We start from the raw sequence: 17,669 nt of genomic DNA, 5'->3' as shown, positions 1-17,669 counted from the left end.
ACTCACTTACATTTTCAAATTGTTTAGCCATTGTTCTGATCTATGAATACACTCAACGTCATTAAGCGACGGCTGTTGTTAAATAGTAGCTGTGAAATTCAGAGCGAATAAACCGGTATATTGAGGTATTAGTTTGGCTGTGCAGGAACTTGAAGGGCAAGATAGTGTTGCGATTGAATGCACTGAAACCCTGACCGCAGACCGGAATGCCGAATGGATGACGTTTCTGAATGCGGCCCGGCATCAGCATCCGCGGCAATCTCCGTTGTTTACGAATTCGGAACAAAGATTGAAACGCAAGGTGATTTATGCCTCGGCGCGCCGGGATGGGGCGCTTGTGGGTGTCGCTCTGATCTCACTTGAACCGCACCCGTATCTGCCCGGCGCCTGGGCCCGGGCCCGCTGCCTGAGTGGCCCGGTTTGCGACGATGCCGCCGACATGGTGACGTTTCTGGATGGCCTGTGCCGACAGCCGGGGTTTTCAAGGGTCGGCAGCCTGACTGTCACCCCGTTCTGGACCGAAGAAGAGGCCGACACACTGGATGCCGCGCTGTCTTGTGCAGGTTGGCGCGTGGCTGAAGAAGATCAGTTTCGTGAAACCGGATGGGTCGACATATCGGTCACGAGCGAAGAGATCATGGCGGCGTTTTCCAAAAGCGCCCGTCGCGAGGTCAGGCGCGCCGAACGGCAGGGCGTGACGTTCCGAAGCGCGCGAACCCCGGAAGAGTTCCGCATTTTTCTCGAGAGCATGAACCGGTTGCGCGTCTCGCGCAGGCTGCCCGAGCTGAGCCTTCCCGCCTATGAGGCGATGTTTGAAGATGTATTGCGGCCCGATGAGATTGGCACCGTGATCATGGCCTGGCAGCAGGAGGCCTTTCTTGCCGGGCTTTTGGTGTATCGCAGCAGGGACATTGTGCACGGCCGGCATTTCACCACCGAGCCGGATCATCTGCGGGCGGCGGGCAATCTGCGTATCGCCCCGGCCTTGTGGTTGGAGGCCATGAGATGGGCCAAGGGCAAGGGCTGTAGCACCTTGGATGTCGAGGGCTATCACGTACCGGTTTCGGGCGAGAAGAAGTTCAACATTCACAAGTACAAGTCAGAGTTCAATCCGCGTGTCGTGCAGCGGATTTCAGCACGTGAAAAGGTGTTGAACCGGTCTGTGTACCTGACGGGAAATGCGCGTGATCTGATCCGGGGGCAGTTGAAAAAGCTCAAGAGGGCAGCGGCGGGTTAGGTCCCTGAACGATTGGTAAGGCGAAGTATGAATCTGGCCAAGAAAGGCAAATTGCAACTGATCCGGGGGGCCGCGCGACGTGGGCCGGTTGTTCTTGTCCGGCAGCTTTGGCTGGCCCTGATGGACAGCTTTGTGCGCAAACGCCATCTGGTATTCCGGCTGGGCGCGACCAGTTGTGCTGCCCACTCACAAGCCGGGCAGGACGCGCAACAGGTGCGGGAAATCCGATCACGCGAAGACCTTACCAGGGACGAACTGGCCAGCCTGACGGACCCTGAGGCGGCGCATGACTGGGGAATGCTGGAATGGCTGGACGCCGGGTGGCAGCTTTGGGTGCTGACGGAAGAGGGGCGCATCCAGGCGGTGGCCTGGGTTAGGGATGCCGCGCACAGCCGCGATTTCTTTGTGCCCCTCACTGATACGGAAGAGCTGTTCTGGCATGTTTATGTCCTGCCGCAATACCGCGGCAGAAATTTGCAGGGCCGGCTTTGGGACGCGATTGTTGCCAGCAAAATATCCGCAGGAATCGACGGGTTTTATACCAATTGCCGGGATTACAATTTACCTTCCAGGCTCAATATCCTGAAAACGGGGTTTTCACCGGTTGGGCACTGTAATGAATACCGCCTGACACATCATCGGACTTGGCGGCAGTATTGAAATGCGGGGTTGGCATGAGCAGCAACACACATGAGACCACGCTTTATTGCGGCGACCCGCCCATGCAGTTTGCCAATCTGTTTCGCCGGGACCCGGCAGGCGGATATACGGCCCTGTTTCGGAAACGCCCGGTTTTCTGGAGTTTCAATACCCGCGTGGCGATCCGGGCGGCATGTGATCTTTTGGCCTTGCAGCCCGGGGACGAGGTTTTGGTGCCAGCCTATAATTGCGGCTCAGAGGTTGACCCGCTGATTGACGCGGGTCTTTCGGTCCGGCTGTATCCTGTCTCGGACAATTTACTGGCTGATCCGGATCGCATTGCACCGCTTATCACGAAGCGCACGCGGGCGATTTACGTGACGCATTACTTCGGCGTGATCCAACCCTCACTGACCGGGCTGCGGGCGCTGTGTGACCGGCACGGGTTGCGGTTGATCGAAGATTGCGCGCTGAGCCTGCTGAGTGGTCAGACCCCCGCCGAAGGCCGGGTGGGTGACGTTTCGGTCTTCTGTTTTTACAAGTTTGTTCCGGTTTTGGGCGGCGGCGCCTTGGTGATCAACGCGCCGGATCTGCATGCTGAGCATCCGTTTACACGCCCGCCCCCCCGCAAGATGGTCACCAAGATGCTGCTGCGGGCCGGGCTGGGCAATGTGCTTGGTACAGCGCGCCTGAAAGGGCTGGTGCAAGCGTTGCGGGGCGGCGAACAAATACCCGTGGACATGTGCCCTGAGAGAGAACTGGAAGATATTCCAAGCCATTACTACTTTGATCCGGCTCTGCGCAGTACCCGCATGAGCGCGTTTGCGGCCCGCCCCTTGCGGGCGTTTTCCGTATCCGAGGCCATCGCAACGCGCCGGGCAAACTGGGAAAGGTACCGTGAACTTCTGACTGATGTCGCGGGTGTGCGCATGCTTGTGCCCGAGCTGACGGTCGACACCTGCCCGCTGAACATGCCGGTGTTGGTGGAGGAGCGCGACCGTGTCGTGCAGGCTTTGCAACACGGCGGGATCGGGGCAACACCTTGGTGGGCGGGATTCAACCGTAATCTCGACTGGACCGGACAGGCCGAAGCGATGGCGCTTAAGAATGACGCCGTGTCACTGCCGCTGCACCAGTATCTTTCCGAGGCGCATGTTGATTACATCGTCTCGGAACTGAAGCGGGCATTGCAGGGGTGAGTGTGTCTCAGGACACCCTGGCGACAATCCTGTTGCGCAGTTTCGATGCGAGTTCGAGCGTCAGGCTTTCAAATCCCTTTGGGCGCCCCGACAGCTGCCAAAGCAACAGATGGGTCGCGATATAGGTGAACACGCCGACGATGACCTTGACGGCAAAGCGGATGCGCAGCAGGGGCAGGTCTTCGGCTGAATCGTAAGCCCAGCCGATTGCGTCGCCACTGCCATAGGCGCTGCTGACGATGAGAACCGCGGTGACCATTGCGATGGCCGCGGCGAAGGTGCGCCAGGCCATGAGAATGGGTGTAAGAAGCCCCCCGGTTCCAAAATCCTTGGCCATGACCAGCGCCAGGCCAATCGCGAACAGGCTGGCTGCGCCGGATCCGAGGATCGCGCCCACAAATCCATAGTTGGATCCCAGCAGCACCAGTATGGTTGTTACGACCAGCAGGATACTGTTGCGCAGGCACAGCCGTTTCGTGTCACCCTGCACATAGCTTGCCGAACGGACATTGGCTTGTAGCGTTTCAATGGCCTTGAGCGGGGCGAGCACCCAGATGACCTGAGAGGCTGCCAGCCATTCATATCCGGCCACCACGACGATCAGGTGATTTGCGACCAGCGCCATTCCGACACTGACGGGAATGATGATGCCCAGCAGAATGGCATTGGCCTGTTCAAAGGCTTCGCGGTCGTTGCCCTGAGTTCTGGAGATGCTGGCGAGCCCGGGATAGATCACCCGCTCAAGTGGCCCGATGACCTGGCTGGTGAACAGTGACACAAGGCGAAAGCCGATTCTGAAAATACCCGCATCCGCCAGCCCCAACGTGGCTCCGATAATGATTTGCGGCATGTTGGTCGTCAGGAATTGCGTGATCTGTGCGCCCAGTGACCATGATGATACGTCGATACAGTCATGCCAGCATCTGAGCGTCAGCCGGGGCCGCATCGGTGCGACGGAAAAGGACCAGATGACGCGTGCGACCTGAGTCAGGAAATTGGCTGCCACAATGGCCCAGAAATCGCGCCAGAACCAGGCAAGGCATACTGCGAACAACGTATATGTGATGCGGCTGATGGCTTCTTCACCAGCCACGAATCCAAACCTGAGATCCCTTTCCAGCAAGGGAAACCGTGTGCTTTTGAGCGAACTGACGATGGCGATCAGGCATAGGGCGGGTATCAGCTCGGTCAGGGCAGGCAAGCCCAGAAACCCCATCAGGGGTGCACTGATCCAGATCAGGCCAGCGGCGGAAGTGCCCAGCAACAGCTGCATCGTGAAAACTGTATTGAGGTGCGCTTCGGTTACCTCGGGTTGCCGGATCAGGGTCATGGAAATCGCCCGCTGCGCGATTTCAAGCAAGGCCACTGCGATGACGAAATAGGCGATTACACCGAAATCCGTCGGGGTCAGCAGGCGGGCAGTGACGATAAGCGTCAGCAGACCAAGAAACTGGCTGAAAACACCCGACGCAAACAGTGCTGCGGCCCCGACGACAAGGGGTGAGCCGCGCGGGACTGCGGCACCGGTCGGTTCGGATTTAGGCGAAGGCTTCAACAGCTTTGTCTTTCCACATTCAAAACAAACAACAGAATACCGGGTTAGTGTTTCCTTTTTATCTCCTCTCTCAGGTATTCCAACCAGATAGAGAAGTGCCGTTCTGGCAATTGGGCGGGGTCGCTGTTACTCAAGGAAGACCGCGCTTTTTTATGTCGAAATCACATGATTTTCTTTCAATGTCAGAAGGTTGTTTCATACTCGGTGATACCTGCGGGTCTAGTGTCCGAAAGTTATCTGCTGTTTCAAGGAGAATTTCTGGCCCAGTGTCTCAGATCAGGCTCCTCATGGGCAAGCGCGTCAAGTATGTGATGCCTGATATGTGTCCGGTGGCGGCCAGTGCCCGGAAGCCGGGGTTCAAAACGGTGTAATGGTATGAAGATTGCGATTTTTGGTCTGGGATATGTGGGGTTCACGGCAGCGTGCTGTCTGACCCGTGAGGGGCATGAGGTGATCGGCGTCGATGTGAATGCCGACAAGGTCTCGGAAATCAATGCCGGGCAGCCTCCGATCAAGGAACCCAAGGTGGCCGAACTGCTGACCGAGGCGCTTGCAAAGAACCTGATCCGCGCCACGGTTGAAATCCCCGACCTGTCGGATGTGGATCTGGCCATCGTTTGCGTCGGCACGCCCAGTTCCACTGACGGGTCGCACAACATGAATTTCGTGGCCGAGGTGACGCGGCAGATTGCCAAGGCCGTTTCGCCCGACCGCGCGCGACCGCTGACCGTGGCGTACCGATCCACCTTCCGGCCGGGCACGGTGCGGCAGCTGATCGAGCCGATCTTCCAAAGCTATCTGGGCGATCGGACGGGTCAGGCGATCGAGATTGTCTATAACCCCGAATTCCTGCGCGAGGCTTCGGCGGTGGATGATTTCTTCAACCCGCCCAAGATCGTTGTCGGCACGGCAGACGGAAATCGCTCGGCGGTGATGGACGAGATGCACGAAGGCCTGAATGCGCCGGTGTTCTATACCGCGTTCGAAGAGGCCGAGATCACCAAATTCGTCGACAACACCTGGCACGCCACCAAGGTGGCCTTTGCCAATGAGGTGGGCCGCATCTGTCACAGCATGGGCGTGTCGGCAAAAACCATGCACGAGATTTTCGTCTCGGACACCAAGCTGAACATCTCGGCCTATTACACCCGTCCGGGGGGCGCGTTCGGGGGGTCCTGCCTGCCCAAGGATGTGCGTGCGCTGCAACATATCGCCGGTGAGGTGGGGGCGCATACGCATCTGATCGACAGCCTGTTGCAGACCAATCAGGCGCATAAAACCTATCAGGCGCAGGATATCATGGCGCGGCTGCCCGAAGGGGGCCGGGTGCTGATGGCCGGGCTGGCCTTCAAGGCCGGAACCGATGATCTGCGCGAAAGCCCCAATGTCGATATCGCCCGGCGCCTGTTGCAGGCGGGCTATCAGCTGTCGATCTATGATCCGGCCATCAAACCGGCCGATCTGCGGGGGCAGAACCTTGGTTATGCCTTTACCCACCTGCCCAACGTGGGCAGCCTGCTGGTAGACCGCGCCACGGCCGAGGCCGGGCCCTGGGATCTGGTGGTCGGTTCAAACCGGATCGTGAATGATCTGAACCTGGGTGATGCAGAGGTGGTAAGAACCTATGAATATGACTAGCCCTGTGCCCGCCGTTCAGCCGATCTCGTTCGAAGAGCTGCGCCAGAGCCAGCCCCTGAAGGGCCTCAAGGTTCTGATCGTGGTGGAAAACCTGCCCGTCCCCTTTGACCGCCGCGTCTGGATGGAGGCGCGCACGCTGGCCGCCGCAGGCGCGCTGGTCTCGGTCATCTGCCCAACCGGCAAGGGCCATGAGGAACGCGTGTGGGAAGACGAGGGCATCAAGGTCTATCGCCACCCGCTGCCGCTGGATGCCAGCGGGGCGCTGGGGTATCTGCTGGAATATGGCGCGGCGCTGTTCTGGGAAAGCTGGCTGTCGCTGAAGATCAAATTCACCCGCGGCTTTCACGTCATCCATGGCTGCAACCCGCCCGATCTGATCTTTCTGGTGGCACTGCCCTTCAAGCTGTTTGGCGTGCGCTATCTGTTCGATCACCACGACATCAACCCTGAGCTTTACGAGGCCAAGTTCAACAAGCGCGGTTTCTTCTGGAAACTGATGAAAACGTTCGAGCGGCTGACCTTTGCCTCGGCCCGTGTGTCGATTGCCACCAATGAAAGCTATCGCAAGATCGCCATCGAACGCGGCGGCATGGCGCCCGAGGATGTGTTTGTCGTCCGATCGGGCCCCGACCTCAGCCGGTTGCAGCATCTGCCGCCGAACCCGGCCTGGCGCAACGGGCGGAAATACATGGTGGGTTATGTCGGCGTCATGGGTGATCAGGAAGGGATCGACCTGCTGCTGGAATCCGTGGCGCATCTGGTCAAGGTTCAGGGCCGCGACGATATCCAGTTCTGCCTTGTGGGCGGGGGCCCCAGCCTGGACAAGCTGCGCGAACAATCTGCTGAAATGGGCCTGTCAGAGTATGTCACTTTCACTGGCCGCGCCCCCGATCATGATCTGTTCGAGATCCTGTCAACCGCCGATGTCTGCGTGAACCCGGACCGGGTGAACGAGATGAACGACAAATCCACCATGAACAAGATCCTCGAATACATGGCCTTCGAGAAACCCATCGTTCAGTTCGACGTGACCGAAGGGCGGTTCTCGGCGCAGGAAGCCTCGCTTTACGCCAAGGCCAACGATCCGGTGGATATGGCCGACAAGATCACCGAATTGCTGGCCGATGACGAACGTCGTGCCGCCATGGGCCGCTATGGCCGCGCCCGGGTCGAGTCCGAAATGGCCTGGCCGCATCAGGTGCCCGCGCTGATCGCGGCGTATCAGCGGATCTGGAAGGGGTAAGGTCTGCTATTCAGCAGCCTGTTTGGCCTTCAGGGGCTTTTGAGCCTTCCGGTGCCGCAATTGCATGGCAGGGGCCTCAACACAATGCCATGACAGCATCGCGCAGATCATCGTTAGTGGAAATGACATGGCCATGTTGACGATGGGGGTGGTGACCCCGGCCTGCGCCACCAACTGCTGGATGGGAAAGGCATAAATATAGACCCCGTAGGAATAGTCGCCCAGCTTGTTGTAGTGCAGCAGCAGAGGCGTTTTCGCGTAACCCAAGAAAAACACCACATATGACAGGCAGACGGCAAAGACCGGCAGAAACAGCGGTGTGAACCAGGCCACTATGGACAGCGCCGTTGCCGTGATGAAGAGGGTCGGGGACAGCGGGATGCGCTGGCGCCAGATATAAAAGACCATCCCCGTGAGAAAAGGGAGGCCAAGCCGGGTGAGCTGCTCGATGCGCGGGTTCAGATCGGTCACCATTGCCACCGCATAGACGACCAGGAACAGCAGGGTAACAACCGCAAAGATTTTTTTCCGACCCAGAATGCCGAGGATGCCGCAGATCAATACACCGATATAGCAGGTGACCTCGTAAGACAGCGACCAGAGTGAGCCGTTGATTGCAGGGCCGTACGGGTTGGATTCGAACACGCCGGGCAACACGTATTGAATCTTGAACAGCAGCATGTTGCGCACAAAAAATTCCCCGGCCTGCGCCCAGAAAACGGATGCAGGGGCCTGTGTCAGTATGAACCCGGCAACCAAGAGCGTAATCCCTGTCACGACCGCAAGTGCCGGAAACAGACGCAGCGCGCGGGCGATCAGAAATGAACTGGCAGAGCGTTTTCTATCGAAGCTGCGTGTGATGAAGAATCCTGAAATGGCGAAGAAGATCCATACGCACACCATGCCCAGGGACAGCCCGTGAAGAGCAGTTTCAAACGGTTGACCAACCGCACCACCCCAACTGAGCGGATAGGCGTGCGATACAAGCACGCCGCTGGCGGCAAGAATCCGGATCAGGTTGAAATTGTTGTCCCGCCCGTCTGCCCGGTCCGCGATATAGCAGCGCGTAGGATTGCCCGAGGCTGCATGCGCATCCTGGTCTTTCATCCGCGAGTCCTCTGGGTTGGTGGCGTAAACATATGGGTCCGTAATTATTTGGAAGTTATCCTTTGATACAATATCCACGGTTCAGTTGCTGCAAGTATCTCGAAACCCGGAACCTGTGGCGGAAACGATTCCGTGGAACATGTCACGATTGTATCGGCTTTGGCGTTCGATAATGCATTCAAGGCCGATGGCAGCGTGTGATTGGCCTCCAGCGCAATTTTCTGAACTGCGCCTTGCACACTGGCTAACGGCCCAACTATCCGCAGCGGTTGCTGTGTGGGGTTGGCAAAGGTCGGAACTGCTGTACCGTTGAAGATCATGAGAAAGGACAAGGGTCTGCAACTGGGCTTGAAAACCCACGAGTCCTTTGCGTCTTCCACATAAGCCCCGGCGCCCAGACTGCGCGTGTCGTGGAGGTTCAACGCCTCAAGATAAGAGGCGTAAATTTTGCCATCCTGATACCACCCGACGGTCAACATCAGATTGCGCAACAGAAACAGCCCGGCGATCGCCGCAACAGCTATTTGTTGTGATCGCAGCCTGGCGCTGGGATTCAGAGACAGGCTGGCGGCCAGAAGGGCCAGCATCAGAAGCGGGATCCGCTCACTCAGATGTCCGACGCCGAACAGGTTCGGAGGGGTTATCAGGATCAGCAAACCGCACAGCGCCACGGCAAGCTTCATACGCCGGTCGATCCGCCATATCCCGGTGATGAGGCCACCGATCAGCACGCCCCATAACAGGACGCCAAAACCCCAGTCGAACGTGCGCCATGTGGATTCAGCCACGCGCAGGAACCCGTCGACGCGCAGATAGGCCTCGGTGCTCAGGCGTGCCCACAATGTTCCTTGCTCGGCATGAGCCAGTAGGTTCGAGACAGGCGTGGCGACGCCTCCGCTTGCGGTTTTCGTTTGCAGGAAGATCACGGCCGGTGCGATGGCGATCGATGCAAGTCTTGCGGCTTTACGCAACAAAACCGGTAGCCCGGGATAGCCTGATCGGAACGCAAGCGACAGTTCGACCATACCCAGCAGCAGCCCCCACAGCGCAAAGGCCAGCCCGTGAATGAAAAACAGGATCAGCCCCAGGCAAGCCGTGACAGCCAGTTGCCGGACGGGGCGGTCCTGTGTCGCAATCCAGTATCCGATTGCGCCCAGCAGAACCCCCAACCCAAGCAGGAAATTCGAAAAACCCCAGATCAGGATATGGTTATACGCCACCAAACCGGCCAGAAATACGGTCAGTGCCGAGAGGCGGCCGTGCAGAACACGTGACAGGTACAAAATTCCCGCGAACGGGGCCGCAATGATCAGGCCAGCGATCAGCTTGGCACCCAAAAGCGGGGGCAGCACTTTCATGATACCCGTGCCCAGAACATCCAGCCCGAGATTGGGCAGCAGTTGCCAAGCCGCCTCATAGTTCTGTTGCAGTGTGGTCGAGTCCGGAAGATTGGCCAGAATGTAGTAACGGGCGATATGAGCGTAGAAATCCGTCAGTGGCAGAACGGGTGTCACGCACAAGGGGATAAGGCTGGCAAGCAGAGTCAGTGCCAGAACTGGTCGCAGAGAACGGCTTTGAGGTGTCGTAATCATTTCTGCCGCAGGCACTTTTCTAACCATATACTAGAAACTAAAAACTGATCCATCAGGTACCGATAGCACATCATTGTGCAATCTATTTTTCTTATCGCGACCACTCAAAATCCAACTGCGATGACTTGGCGTCAAAGGCTTAGAAGCCTGAGCGCCGAATTTCCTCCTCAAAACGGTACAAAGCGGGGCAGGCGGTTCAGGCTTGGCTCCATGAAATGTTGCAACCTTGCATCCGCATCCGCTTCGGTTTCACCGGGCAGGATGGGGGTCACAAACCGGACCAGAGCGCCATCGGTGCGCCCCATGGTGAAGCCGTCCTGAATAACGCTCATCTTGGCGCGGAAATCATTGACCATACGCTTGCCGCGCTGTTCGAACCAGTAATAGACCAGCTGTTTTGACAGCTCTTTCTGGATCACGGCGCGGTTGACCGTAAAGCGGCCATAAGGCGTGTTGCCGGGGTTGATCTCATACGGTTCAAGGCTGAAGATTTCCCAACCGCCCACCGGCAGGCACACTTCGGGCGAATGGATGCCGTCGCCGTCGGTCTGCTTGTCGTAAAAGGCCACGAACATGTTCACGAAATCGCCCGATCCGGTGTTGATATAGGTGGCATTGAGGTAATCGCTGGCACCCAGAACCTGTTCTACCTGTGGATCCAACGTGGTGGGCGACCCGGACCAGGGCCCAAGCTGCCGTGGATACAGTACAAACGGGTCACGTTCCACAGGCCGCACTTCGGAAGCGGGCCGCAGGGTCCAGGCGGTTGAAACCGTAAGCGTCAGAAGGGCCGCAACCGCCAGCGCCACCGATGCGCGAATGCCAAAGATACGCAAGGCAACAGAACCCAGCCCCTGGGTATCCAGATCAATGGTCTCGGCAAAGGGTTGCGGATTCGGCGCCAGGCGCTGCAAGCCGATGGCCATCAGGAACAGAATGGCGACGCAGAGCAGGAAGATGATCCAGCCTTCAAAGAAATGCATGAAGCCTTCAGCCTGCTCGATGCCGTGCTGATTAACCAGCACGCCGATCACGCCAATGCGGATCGAGTTCATCAGCACGGTCAGAGGGGCCGCCGAAACCAGCAAAACCACCTTGTGCCAGATCGGGCCACGATAAAGCAGGGCAAAGAGATACGAGAAGCTCAGGATCGGGAACAGATAGCGCAGCCCGGAACAGGCCTCGGCCACCTGCAGTTTGTAGACCCCCAGATCGATGATGTTGCCTTCGATGAAAACCGAAACACCGGCCATCTGCACGAACCAGACGCCCAGTTCGGACGAAATCCATTGCAGGAAGATCGTGAGCTTCCAATAGACGAACTGCGGCAGCGGCAGCATGAACACCAGATGCAGCACGGGCAGCTGGTGGTATTTGCCCCGCTGCCAGCCGAACACGGTCAGCATGACGCCGCCCACCCAGATGATCATGGCATAGGTGACGATATCGGGAATACGGGCCAGGTTGCCCAGAATGGCGATGATCAGGGCCACGGCAATCACAAGCACGCCCGGCCAGCGATCATGCACAACCGGGTTGGGGGGCGGCATATCCCGCAATTCACGCAGGAACAGATACAGCGAGATGATCGGGATCAGCGGGCCATGGCTGTATTCGGGGGTGCTCCAGGCGGCGCCCAGAGACACGATCCCGATCCAGAAGACGGGTACCGATCCAAGCAGCAGCAGGACAAACCAGAACAGCCCGACGGTGTTCAGGACCGGCAAGCCTCTTCTGGCCGCTTCAAGGATATTACTGCGGCTGTTTTTCGAATCGAGGTGATGCATCACGGTCCATCATGCACAATAAGGTGTGGCCTGAAATTATGACGGCTCAAGTTCCCGCTATTTTGATCCGTTTTCGGGACATTGGGCGCGGGATGTCCTGATTGTCGATATCATGAACCGCGTGAATGAACGTCAGGGTTTGAGAGAAAAGCGTCGGCCCAAAGTCAGAAAGACCGAGTTTGAAGTTGCCTTAAAGCCGTTCTGATCGTCCATTTCATATTGGTACCCCACGTTTACAGCCCAGTCTTTCGTGACCGCCCGTGTATAGGACGCACTGAACGTACCGCGCTGGCGCGGGTTGGGTTGACCGGTTCCCTCGTCTTCCTGGTCGATGTAATCGACGCTGAAAGACAGACCCGATACCGGGTTGATGAAATAGTCATATGTCAGAAACACCAGTGTTTCACGTGTTTCTATGCTCTGCGTACTGGTGCCGACCCGGCGTTGCACCGTTGCTCCGATCCGGGAACTGGCCAGCTGATAGCTGTAGTCGAGCTGCCCGATCGGTGTGACTTCGTCGAATGGTCCTCTGGTCAGGCCCAGGTTGAAGCTGAATAGTCCGTTGGCGCGCTGAAAACTGCGGCCGGCCGTTGCGTTTATCCGTGACCCATTGACCCCGAATGTCTGGTCAATCTGAAAATCCGCCGAACCATCTGGCAGGGTTTTATTCCATGCGAAATCCCAGACGAAATCCTCGGTCACGGTGTTGGTATTGGTTGTGCGCTGCGTGTCATCCACCTGACTGTAACCGATATTCGCACTGACGGTGGTGACAGGGGATATGTCATAGGTCCCCCCTACTGTCACAACCGTTGTTTGCTCATCGGTTCGCACGTTGTCTTCTGCCGAGAAATCAGTGTAGCCGAGACGCAAGTTGGCTTGGAAAACCGGTGACACCCGCAATGTCGTGATCGCCGTGTAATCGCTTGATTTGTTGTCGAACAGGTTCGGATCGATCGTGTTTGTATAAGTGCGTTCGCTATAGCTGTAGATGAATTGGAACCCGATTGGATCATTCAGGCCGGTTTGCCAATTCAGGTTGCCCAAGGAGTTGACCTGATCCCCGATGGTTCCGGTCACATCGGCGGCATCGATTCTGCCATCCAGATTGGTGTCGGTCAGTGAACGATTAAAAGCCAGATCCTGTTCGCGGTAATCCAATAGCAGGTCAAGCTGGCTGTTCTGGCGCGACCGCTGATACGACAGGCGGGCAGACGGGTCCGCAAAGCTGGAATCCGTCCCGATAATCGGCTCATTGGCGATCCGGTACAGTCCGGAAAGGTCAAGAGCCAATCTCGAATCCGAGGTCTGCTTCAGAATACCCAATGCCAGCGTATTCTCCCACCAGGTCGTGGACCCAAGCGAAGGATCGGTCAGGCGAAGATTGCTGTCATGTCTGAGCGACGAGAGATAATCCAGGGTCACACTCAGGCCGGTCCCGGTCCCAATCTGCTGACCGGTCGGCAGGCCGACCCTTCGGGCCGGGTTTCGCTGTGCCCGTTGTGCGATCAATTGCTGGCTGGGTGTCTGCTGCACAACTGTCGGTGCGACGGTTGTCTGCTGCACGGATGTTTGCTGTGTCGAGGTTTGTGTTTGCTGCGCAGTCGTTTGCTGTGTCGAGGCCTGCTGCCCGACAGCTGGTGTAAACGAACTTATGACAGCGATCCCGCCCCCCAGAATGGTGGACAGCCTGCTCCTGGATTTCCCCACCTGTATCAGCCCCTATTCGAACAAGCGGCGTGCTGGTACGACAACCACGTCTCCGGGTCTAAGCACTGTATTGCCTTGGATGCCACCGCCCGAGCCTTTGTAGTTATAGGTGTATTTTCTCATCACGCCTGTTTTACTGTCAGCCCGGCGCAATTCGATGCGCTTGCGAGCCGCGAAATTGGTCAGACCACCGGCCTGAGCCAAAACCTGAAGAATTGTCGTGCCTTCGGTTGCCAGATGCTTGCCGGGCACATTGACCTCACCCATGATGAAAACATCGATGGTTGGTCCGGATGCGGCCTGTCCGCCCAGAAGCGGCGGCGGAGCCAGCGACGCCACTGAAATAAAGACTGTCGGCGGCGTATTGAAATTCGAGGCCAACGCCGATGAGAGCGACGCGCTTAATCCGCTGGTCGACTGACCGGCCGCACGGATCGAGCCGGCAAGCGGAAAGTTGATGGACCCGTCCGGCAGAACCAGAATGGTCCGATTCAGGGTGGGGTCTTCGAGAACTTCAACCTGCAGCGCATCACCCGGTTGGATTTGATAGGATTGCGCCCATGATGCGGTGGCCGCGATCATGGTAAGGGCAAGAGCGATTAATGACCCGATGACTGTACGCATATTCAAATCTCTCACTTTTTCCTACTTATGCCTTCCCACAAGCTGCAAAACAATCAGCAGGGAGTCTGATACATACAAGATGCGGCAGAAATGCAGCGGCGGCGCGCGTGCACTCTGTGCGCTTACTGACCTGCGTTGCTCATCGTGACCAGCCGTTCGATCTCGGCCTCTATGGATGAGGCAATCTCAGCCGAGGCTGCCCCGGTCGCTTCAGCTGCACGAAAACTGCGCAAAGCTTCTTCGTGCCGGTCCAGAGCGGCGTATGTTTTGCCCAGATGGTACAAGACCAGAGGATGCCCAGCGAAAACCTGTGCCGCAGATTCCAGGTACTGGACGGCCTCTTCATAATTGCCGACCTGATACGCCACCCAGCCATAGGTATCTTGAAAGGCGGGCTCTTGCGTGCCCCGCAGACGCTGCGCCAAAACATGCGCTCGTTGCAGGCTTTCGGCATCGTTGCGCTGGGTTGTCAGCAGGCTGGCAAGGTTGTTGGCAACCAAAATCGACTGACCACTGAGGGGGTAGAGCTTTTCGTAAACGGCAATGGCCTGCTCCATATCGCCGGCCTGTTCGTGAAGCGCTGCCTGCACAAATAGCAGATCGGGATTTTCGGGCAGGGCAATCAGTGCCTCGGCCAGGACATCCTGGGCTTTTTCGATATTGCCACGCTCGGCTTCCAGCATGTGAAGCGCGACCCATGCCCGTGTTATGTCAGGGCGCTCATCGATGATCGCGCGATAAATCTGTTCGGCCTTGTCAAGTTCCCCTTCTTCTGCCAGCGCACGTGCCTTTACAAAGCGCAATGGCAGGGAATCCGGGGTTTCCGTAAGTTTCCGATCGATCCGGGCAAAGGCTTCTTCGTGTTTGTCCTGAGCCAGCATCAGTCGGATAACCGCGATATCAGCGGGCAAGCCGAATTGGGGATCTGCGGCCAATTCGTTGAGAAATTCCATCAGGTCGTCAGAGCGGTTCTGGGAGGCCAGCATGTATGCCCTGAGCTCGTTCGAAAGGCGTTGCGCGTTGGGATCTGTCAGCGCTTCGAGCGACTTCAGAACAGCTTCAAGGCGGTCCCAGTCCTGCTGACGCATATAGGTTTGGGCAAGCAGAGACAGCAGGTCCGGATTTTGCGGGCTTTTACGCAAGGCATCCAGCAACACGCTCTGGGCGATTTCCAAGTCATTTTTTGACAGCAGATATTGACCGTAGCGCGCAGCCTCGGTTCCTGCGTTCTGGGACATCTCCGCAGCCAGGGCAAGCATTTCGCCCATCAGTTCGTGATCGCCGTTGCGCTCGTGAGCATTGGCCATAAGGGTCATCAATTGCGGATCGCGGGGGGTCTGGCTCAGGGCTTCGCGCAGCAGGATAATCGCATCACCGGTCTGATTATCCTCAATCAACCAGGCAGCCTTGAACTTGAGCGCCCCCACCTGTTTCGGATCTTCTTCAAGAATCTTTTCGACCAAAGCACGAGCTTCTTCAGATTCCCCCTCGCTGAACAGCATCCGGGCAAATTCTACTTCGTTTTCCCGTGTTTGTGCGGTTCGCTCTGCATCTGCCAGAAGATTGCGCATTTCAGAAAGCGCGGTTTGCGTGTCCCCGCTGTGAAATTTCAAAGTGGCCCGCCATGCGCGGAGCTTTGCGGCGTTTGTACTATCCTGCGCGATGATTGCATCAATTTCGTTGATAGCGGCTTGGGGACCGCGATGGTCGTTCAGGAATGCAATAAGGCGTTGAGTTGGCATGTGATCTTCGGCCTGAGGGTCGATCTTCCCGCGCAGAATATCCTCAGCCGCATCCAGCTCGTTCCAGTCGATGTAATGCTGAACCAGCATCGCCTCGACGCCCTCATCCTCGGGGTAAAGCTGAAGCATGCCTTTGAGCTGTAAAGCTATCTCTTCGTGTTTGTTCTGAGCCTGTAGGGCACGCAGTCGGATCGCGTACAAATTGTCCTGCTTCGGCACTACGGCCAGTGCGGCATCAATCTCGTCGATAGCATCATCCCAGAGCTCGTTGCGGACAAGCCAGTCGATCACGATTTTCCGCGCGCTCATCAGATCGGGTTTTTGGTCGATCATTTCGCGTGCGGTCCGAATGATGGAATCCGTTCTGGCCACATCCCCGTTACGGATCGAGTCGGTATAGGCCAGGCTGTTATTGATGGACTCGACCTCTATATTGTCGGGTTCCAGTTCGGCGGCTATCGCACCATGGCGTCTGACAGCGTCCCAGTTGCCCAAGTCAAACGCCATCTCGGCCAGTGCGAAGTGGCTTTCGAAATTGTCCGGGTATTGTTCGACCAACAACAGGTACTGGCCGAATGCGACAGGGATGTTCTCTCGATCACGCTCAAGCCGGGCATAGGTCAGGCGCGCCTCTTTGTGCTGGCCGTTCAGTTTGAAGACGTTGCGGAATTCGACCAGAGCGCGCTCGACGTCGCCCTCTTCCAGCAAGGCCAGCCCGGCCTGGTAATGTTTCTCGGCCCGCTCTTCAGCGGTGTCACAGGCACTCAGGAACAGGAACGCAGCACACAGAAGCGATGCAAGACGTGGGAGACGGGAAAAGACGGACTGGTTCATGGGTAGGTTTCCACACGATCTGGGCGCAACAAGGATACAGCCATCCCAAAAGGCTGCAAAATGACCGTTTCAGCAACCGGTCCCACGCAGAACCGCAAAAATTGTCCGAAACAGGATATGCATGTCCGTCTTGAGCGACATATCCTTCCAGTATTCCACATCATGCTGCGCGCGCTCGGCGAATGTCGAGTTGTTTCGGTTGGAGACCTGCCATGAGCCGGTAATGCCGGGGCGCATTCTGTAGTACATGTTGTTTGGATAAAGCTCTTTCTGGCAAACCATCATGGGGCGGGGCCCAACCACGGACATTTCGCCAACGAAAACATTCCAGAATTGCGGCAACTCATCCATCGAGGATTTGCGCAGGAATGTCCCGAACTTGATGATGCGCGGATCATTCCGCAGTTTCTGGTCGCGATTCCATTCCTCACGGGCTTCAGGGTTTTCTTTCAGATGTTCTTGCAGCACATTTTCGGCGTCATGCACCATTGTGCGTAGCTTGATCATCTTGAACGCCTTGCCGTTCTTGCCCAGCCGTTCCTGCCGATAAAACGGAGTCACGCCCTGGAATGCCAAAAATGCGGCTAGCATAAGAACAAAAGGCACAACGAAAGGTGCTGCGAGCAAAGCGAACGCAATGTCAAAAAGACGCTTGCCCGCACTTCTGTACACCCCTCGACACGGCAACGGAGTGGATACAACAGAAATACCGGAGTAGCCCGCGCCAGCGTTGGCCACTTCTTTCGAATGACTTGTCACTAT

13 protein-coding genes are annotated in these 17,669 nt (G+C 57.2%); 5 read left to right on the top strand and 8 right to left on the bottom strand.

Annotated features, from left to right (window positions below):
- Positions 1-139 precede the first annotated feature (139 nt).
- From ACR0I0_RS18500 to ACR0I0_RS18490, 3 genes are read left to right on the top strand one after another with little or no spacing between them, the layout of a single operon-like run.
- On the top strand, positions 140-1,237 hold the full coding sequence (locus ACR0I0_RS18500) for a GNAT family N-acetyltransferase (RefSeq protein ID WP_348539751.1): 1,098 nt from the start codon (positions 140-142) through the stop codon (positions 1,235-1,237).
- Positions 1,238-1,264: 27 nt separating this feature from the next.
- Positions 1,265-1,897, top strand: a complete 633-nt coding sequence (locus ACR0I0_RS18495; protein ID WP_171637889.1) for a GNAT family N-acetyltransferase — start codon at positions 1,265-1,267, stop codon at positions 1,895-1,897.
- 14 nt (positions 1,898-1,911) lie between these two features.
- A complete protein-coding gene (locus ACR0I0_RS18490; RefSeq protein WP_480492485.1) occupies positions 1,912-3,075 on the top strand; it encodes a DegT/DnrJ/EryC1/StrS family aminotransferase in 1,164 nt (387 codons plus the stop codon).
- 7 nt (positions 3,076-3,082) lie between these two features.
- Here ACR0I0_RS18490 and ACR0I0_RS18485 read toward each other — a convergent pair whose 3' ends face one another.
- Positions 3,083-4,630, bottom strand: coding sequence for an oligosaccharide flippase family protein (locus ACR0I0_RS18485; RefSeq protein WP_171637893.1), 1,548 nt, complete (start codon positions 4,628-4,630; stop codon positions 3,083-3,085).
- A 375-nt stretch (positions 4,631-5,005) separates the two neighbouring features.
- On the opposite strand from ACR0I0_RS18485, the gene ACR0I0_RS18480 reads away from it, so the two are divergent.
- Together ACR0I0_RS18480 and ACR0I0_RS18475 are read left to right on the top strand one after the other, a co-directional pair.
- Positions 5,006-6,268, top strand: coding sequence for a nucleotide sugar dehydrogenase (locus tag ACR0I0_RS18480; protein ID WP_210093864.1), 1,263 nt, complete (start codon positions 5,006-5,008; stop codon positions 6,266-6,268).
- Entirely contained in the window at positions 6,255-7,511 is a 1,257-nt protein-coding gene (locus ACR0I0_RS18475) for a glycosyltransferase family 4 protein (protein ID WP_253283358.1), read from the top strand. The genes ACR0I0_RS18480 and ACR0I0_RS18475 overlap by 14 nt, the downstream gene beginning before the upstream one ends.
- A 6-nt stretch (positions 7,512-7,517) precedes the next feature.
- Here ACR0I0_RS18475 and ACR0I0_RS18470 read toward each other — a convergent pair whose 3' ends face one another.
- The 7 genes from ACR0I0_RS18470 to ACR0I0_RS18440 form a co-directional block, all read right to left on the bottom strand.
- Positions 7,518-8,618, bottom strand: coding sequence for an acyltransferase family protein (locus tag ACR0I0_RS18470; protein ID WP_480492484.1), 1,101 nt, complete (start codon positions 8,616-8,618; stop codon positions 7,518-7,520).
- A gap of 44 nt (positions 8,619-8,662) precedes the next feature.
- Positions 8,663-10,210, bottom strand: a complete 1,548-nt coding sequence (locus ACR0I0_RS18465) for a hypothetical protein (protein ID WP_171637899.1) — start codon at positions 10,208-10,210, stop codon at positions 8,663-8,665.
- A gap of 167 nt (positions 10,211-10,377) precedes the next feature.
- Positions 10,378-11,997 carry a VPLPA-CTERM-specific exosortase XrtD gene (gene xrtD / locus ACR0I0_RS18460; RefSeq protein ID WP_480492483.1) on the bottom strand — a complete coding sequence of 540 codons (1,620 nt, stop codon included), beginning with the start codon at positions 11,995-11,997 and terminating at the stop codon, positions 10,378-10,380.
- A 132-nt stretch (positions 11,998-12,129) separates the two neighbouring features.
- A complete protein-coding gene (locus ACR0I0_RS18455) occupies positions 12,130-13,563 on the bottom strand; it encodes a hypothetical protein (protein ID WP_480492482.1) in 1,434 nt (477 codons plus the stop codon).
- A gap of 156 nt (positions 13,564-13,719) precedes the next feature.
- Positions 13,720-14,331 (bottom strand): polysaccharide biosynthesis/export family protein, encoded by a 612-nt coding sequence (locus ACR0I0_RS18450; RefSeq protein WP_171637905.1) that lies wholly within the window; start codon positions 14,329-14,331, stop codon positions 13,720-13,722.
- Positions 14,332-14,453: 122 nt separating this feature from the next.
- Positions 14,454-16,907, bottom strand: coding sequence for a tetratricopeptide repeat protein (locus ACR0I0_RS18445; RefSeq protein WP_480492481.1), 2,454 nt, complete (start codon positions 16,905-16,907; stop codon positions 14,454-14,456).
- A 69-nt stretch (positions 16,908-16,976) separates the two neighbouring features.
- Positions 16,977-17,579 (bottom strand): sugar transferase, encoded by a 603-nt coding sequence (locus ACR0I0_RS18440; RefSeq protein WP_348539552.1) that lies wholly within the window; start codon positions 17,577-17,579, stop codon positions 16,977-16,979.
- Positions 17,580-17,669: the final 90 nt, after the last annotated feature.

The organism is Ruegeria sp. AG6 (genome assembly GCF_056541565.1).
The sequence above is the reverse complement of the archived record's forward strand: the minus strand, read 5'-3'. Positions and strand labels throughout refer to the sequence as shown.